Source organism: Ensifer aridi, from assembly GCF_002078505.1.
Lineage (GTDB): Bacteria > Pseudomonadota > Alphaproteobacteria > Rhizobiales > Rhizobiaceae > Sinorhizobium > Sinorhizobium aridi.
In genome coordinates this window covers 75,256-79,268 of record NZ_LUAV01000010.1, presented here as the reverse complement: position 1 = coordinate 79,268, position 4,013 = coordinate 75,256, and the positions used below count along the sequence as shown (strand labels likewise).

The following is a 4,013-nucleotide window of genomic DNA, read 5'->3' as shown; positions in this document are numbered from 1 at the left end:
CCAGCAGCAGGCGGAAGAGCAACAGCCGGCCGCAGAGGAGGCCGCTCCGCAGCAGGCTGAAGAGCAGGCTCCCAGACGCAAGAAACGCCAGCAGCAGGCGGAAGAGCAACAGCCCGCTGCCGAGGAAGGCACTCCACAGCAGGCCGAAGAGCAGGCTCCCACTCGCAAGAAACGCCAGCAACAGGCCGAAGAGCAGCGTCAAAGCGACGAGCAAAAAGCCGCCGAGCAGCCGGCTGTCGTACCTGAAGGCGAAACGACCGCCGAGCAGCCAGCGACGGAGGCTCCGGCTCAGCAGACGGGTGAGGGCCAGCAGCAGGTGGTTCCCGGCGCTGAACAACCCGCAACGGCGGAGCAGCTCCAGGGCGAGCAGCCCCAGGGTCAGCCTGCTCCCGAGGTGGTCGATGAGCGCACGGTAGAAGAAAAGCAGAAGATCGCTGAGGATCCGGCAGCTTCCGACGACACTGTGGTGCTTCCGGTCGAAAGGGGCGCGGCCGTTCTCGATAGCGACAAGGATGCCGACATTTCCGGCGGCAACCAGGCGCGTGAGGTTCGCCGCAAGCAGCGCGAAGAACTGCGCGCCAAGGAGGCAGAGGTAGCTCCGCCGACGGACGATGCCGCCGCGCAGGCGGCGATCCCGGCCGAGGTCAGGGAAGAAATTCCGCAGAGGATCGAGGCTGTGCTGAAAGAGGAAGGCGAGCGGGTCGAGGAAGCTCCGGCCTTTGCCATGCCTGAGACGACCAACATCGTCAATAACACGGTCATCAACAACACCGTGATAAACAACACCACGGTCAACAACACGACGGAAAACAATGTGACGCGAGTGGAGGTCGTCGAGGAGGTCGATGACCGTGTCATCCTTGGCGTCGGCGATCGCATCTTCGTAAGGGGCGACGACCGGCCGCGTCTGCGGCAGAACGCGGAAGAGAGCTATTACGACAATCTTTCCGGTGGTCGCGTCCGAGAAACGATCGTTCGCCCCGGTGGCTACCAGATCGTCACTGTCTACAATCGTTACGGCGACATCCTGACGCGCACGCGCGTCGACCGGGACGGCAATGAATATGTGATGATGTATACGCCGGAATACGAAGAGGACCGGCCGGCGATCGTCGACGTCGGCTACGAGCTGCCGCCGATGCGCCTTGCCATACCGGTCGACGAGTATATCGTCGATGTCGCGGAGGATCCGGACCGGGATTACTACGAGTTCCTGTCCGAGCCACCGGTCGAGCCGGTCGAGCGCGTCTACACAATCGACGAGGTGCGCCACTCCGCGCGCCTGCGTGACAAGGTCCGTCGTATCGATCTCGACACCATTGAATTCGCCACGGGCAGTGCCGAGGTGTCGATGTCGCAGGCCAAAACGCTTCGCAACGTCGCGGACGCAATGAGCAAGGTTCTCGAGAAGGATCCGGGCGAGACCTTCTTCATCGAGGGCCACACGGATGCCGTCGGCTCCGACCGATCGAATCTGGTGCTCTCCGACGAGCGTGCCGAGTCGGTCGCGGTGCTCTTGACAGAAGTCTATGGCGTGCCGGCGGAAAACCTGGTGACCCAGGGCTACGGCGAGCGGTTCCTGAAGATCCGCACTCCCGAGGCCGAGCAGGAGAACAGGCGCGTCACCATCCGTCGCGTGACGCCGCTGGTGCGCCCGGTGGCGCAGCGGTAACGAGCTAGTTACTTTTGGACTGAAATAATCGGGGCCGGGAAACCGGCCCCGATTTTCTTGTGACCACCACGCGGACGTTGTGTACACGTCTTGGCATGTGAGGGACGCTCAGCCTCGCAAGCCTGTCACCTTCTCGACAAAATCGGCGATCGCCTGCGTATCGTCGAGATCGAACACGGGGAGCCCCGTCTCCGCGATCGCGTGGTCGGCAGCGACGGCGACGATGTGCGGATCGGTCGGCGCCAGTGGTTCGCGGTTGACCGATTCTTTGCGGCGGGCCTCGATCTTCGGGATCGGTTCGCGTTTGTAACCTTCGATCAGCACGAGGTCGCAGGGGGCCAGTCGCGACATGACTTCTTCGAAGCTCGGCTCCGGGGCGCCTCGCAGCTCGTGCATGATCGCAAAACGCGTCGAGGAGACGATGGTCACTTCGTGGGCACCGGCTTCACGATGGCGGTAGCTGTCGGCGCCGACCTTGTCGATGTCGAAATCGTGGTGAGCGTGCTTGACGGTCGAGACCAGATAGCCGCGCCGGGTCATTTCGCTGACCAGGCGGACCATCAGGCCGGTCTTGCCGGAGTTCTTCCAGCCGGCGATGCCGAATATCTTCGGCCGATGGGTCAATTCGTTCATGGTTCGCGATCCTCAAGACATTGCAACCATGCTTCAGCCTGCTGAAGCTGTTCCGGCGTGTTGATGTTGAAGAAGGGGTCGAGCGGCCCTGCCTTGGTTGGGATCGAGGGAAATTCTACTGCGACCGACGGGTGACGCGCAATGAAGGCGCGCACGCGCCGTTTGGAATCGGTGCGTATCCATGCGTCGAGATCGTCAGCGATCGCAATGGGCCAAAGCGCGAAAAGCGGGTGCATCTCGCCGCCGGACCAGGCGACGGCGATTTCGTTCTTCGATGTGAGCGCGCCCTCAAGACTGGAGGCGAGTGTGGTCGGGAAGAAAGGCGTATCGATCGGTGCCGTCAACACGTGGCTCGCCGCCGGTGAGATCTTGGCGGCGTGACGCATCGCAACCAGGACGCCGGCCAGCGGACCGATGAAGCCGGGTATTGTGTCCGGGACAACCGTCAAGTCGGAGGGCGTGGCAACGCTTGGATCATTGAGATTGACCGCGAGATCGGAGACCTGCGCCCGCAACCGCTCCACGACGCGGGTCAACATGGGTTTTCCAGCAAGCACGAGCCCCGCTTTCGGGCTTCCCATGCGCGACGAGCGCCCGCCGGCGAGGATGACGGCGGGCGGGCGCCGGATCGCATGGAAGTCGCTTTCGGCCATCGCTGCACTCCTATTCCAGTGGGCCGGTGAGCGAGCGCTGCGCGATCGCCCGGCGACTGCGCAGGCTCTCGCGATAGAAGGTGTAAAGCCCCGAACCGACGATGATGGCAACGCCTGCGAGCATCCAGCGGTCCGGCGTCTCGGAAAAGAAGATGATGCCGATCACGATCGACCAGAGGAGGCCTGTGTAGCGGAACGGGGCGATGATGGAGATGTCGCCGTCGCGCATGGCGAGCACGATCGTCTGGTAGCCGAGCATCAGGAGCACGCTGGCGCCGGCTATATGGGCGAATGACGTTGTCGACATCGGCTGCCAGCCGCCGAAGGGAACGATCAGCGCCGCGCCGACGAGCGTCGTCACGAAGGCGGTGGTGACGGTAATGAAGAGCGATGGCACCTCGGTGCCGATGCGACGCGTGCAAAGATCGCGCGTCGCCGTCACGAAGACGCAGGCGACGACCGTCAGAGCGGCGGGCGTGAAGCCTTCCGGCCCCGGCCGCAGCACGATGAGCACGCCCGCGAAGCCGATAGTGATTGCCGCCCAGCGCCGCCACCCGACCGGCTCTCCGAGAAAGAGCGCTGCGCCGAGCGTCACCGCCAGTGGAAGCGCTTGCATGATCGCGGATGCATTGGCGAGCGGTATTTGGCCGAGCGCGGAAATATAGGTGATCGAGGCAAGAGCCTCCATCGCGATTCGCAGCATGATGACCGGCCTGAACACGGTTCGAATCGGTCGCAGGGCGCCGAAACGGTATGCGATTATCATTACCATGAGAGTGGTCAGCAGTCCGCGCACGAACATGATCTGGCCTGTATTCATCACTCCCGTCACGGATTTGACGAGTGCGTCGTTGCAGGAGAATCCGGCCATGGCAAGACACATGAAGACGATGCCGCGCAAGTTGGCTGAGGGGTGCATTCCTGATGACCTTTGGCTGAGACGGTTTCGTCTGCGGTGGGAACCGGCGAATCCATCGAGTGCGACCGCCCGTTCTGAAAGTTTTGACCGTCATTTGACGCAAACTCAAGAACTCGTTGGCCTACAGCGCCGCGCG

At 62.9% G+C, this 4,013-nt stretch carries 4 protein-coding genes; 1 reads left to right on the top strand and 3 read right to left on the bottom strand.

The genetic code is table 11. The annotated features are described in order from the left end of the window. A partial coding sequence (locus AYK65_RS08810) for an OmpA family protein (RefSeq protein ID WP_081158191.1) occupies window positions 1–1,672 on the top strand: 1,672 nt, incomplete at its 5' end. Window positions 1,673–1,780: 108 nt separating this feature from the next. Here AYK65_RS08810 and mobB read toward each other — a convergent pair. From mobB to AYK65_RS08795, 3 genes are read right to left on the bottom strand one after another with little or no spacing between them, the layout of a single operon-like run. Then, window positions 1,781–2,305, bottom strand: coding sequence for a molybdopterin-guanine dinucleotide biosynthesis protein B (gene mobB, locus AYK65_RS08805; protein WP_046120865.1), 525 nt, complete (start codon window positions 2,303–2,305; stop codon window positions 1,781–1,783). Then, window positions 2,302–2,958 (bottom strand): molybdenum cofactor guanylyltransferase MobA, encoded by a 657-nt coding sequence (mobA, locus tag AYK65_RS08800; RefSeq protein WP_081158190.1) that lies wholly within the window; start codon window positions 2,956–2,958, stop codon window positions 2,302–2,304. The genes mobB and mobA overlap by 4 nt, the downstream gene beginning before the upstream one ends. A gap of 10 nt (window positions 2,959–2,968) precedes the next feature. Further along, complete coding sequence (locus AYK65_RS08795) at window positions 2,969–3,877, bottom strand: DMT family transporter (protein ID WP_081158189.1); 909 nt, start codon at window positions 3,875–3,877, stop codon at window positions 2,969–2,971. Window positions 3,878–4,013: the final 136 nt, after the last annotated feature.

Bases quoted from the DNA above. Each gene is read 5' to 3' on its own strand.
- AYK65_RS08795 (WP_081158189.1), bottom strand. From the start codon at position 3,877: ATGCACCCCTCAGCCAACTTGCGCGGCATCGTCTTCATGTGTCTTGCC.
- mobA (WP_081158190.1), bottom strand. From the start codon at position 2,958: ATGGCCGAAAGCGACTTCCATGCGATCCGGCGCCCGCCCGCCGTCATC.
- mobB (WP_046120865.1), bottom strand. From the start codon at position 2,305: ATGAACGAATTGACCCATCGGCCGAAGATATTCGGCATCGCCGGCTGG.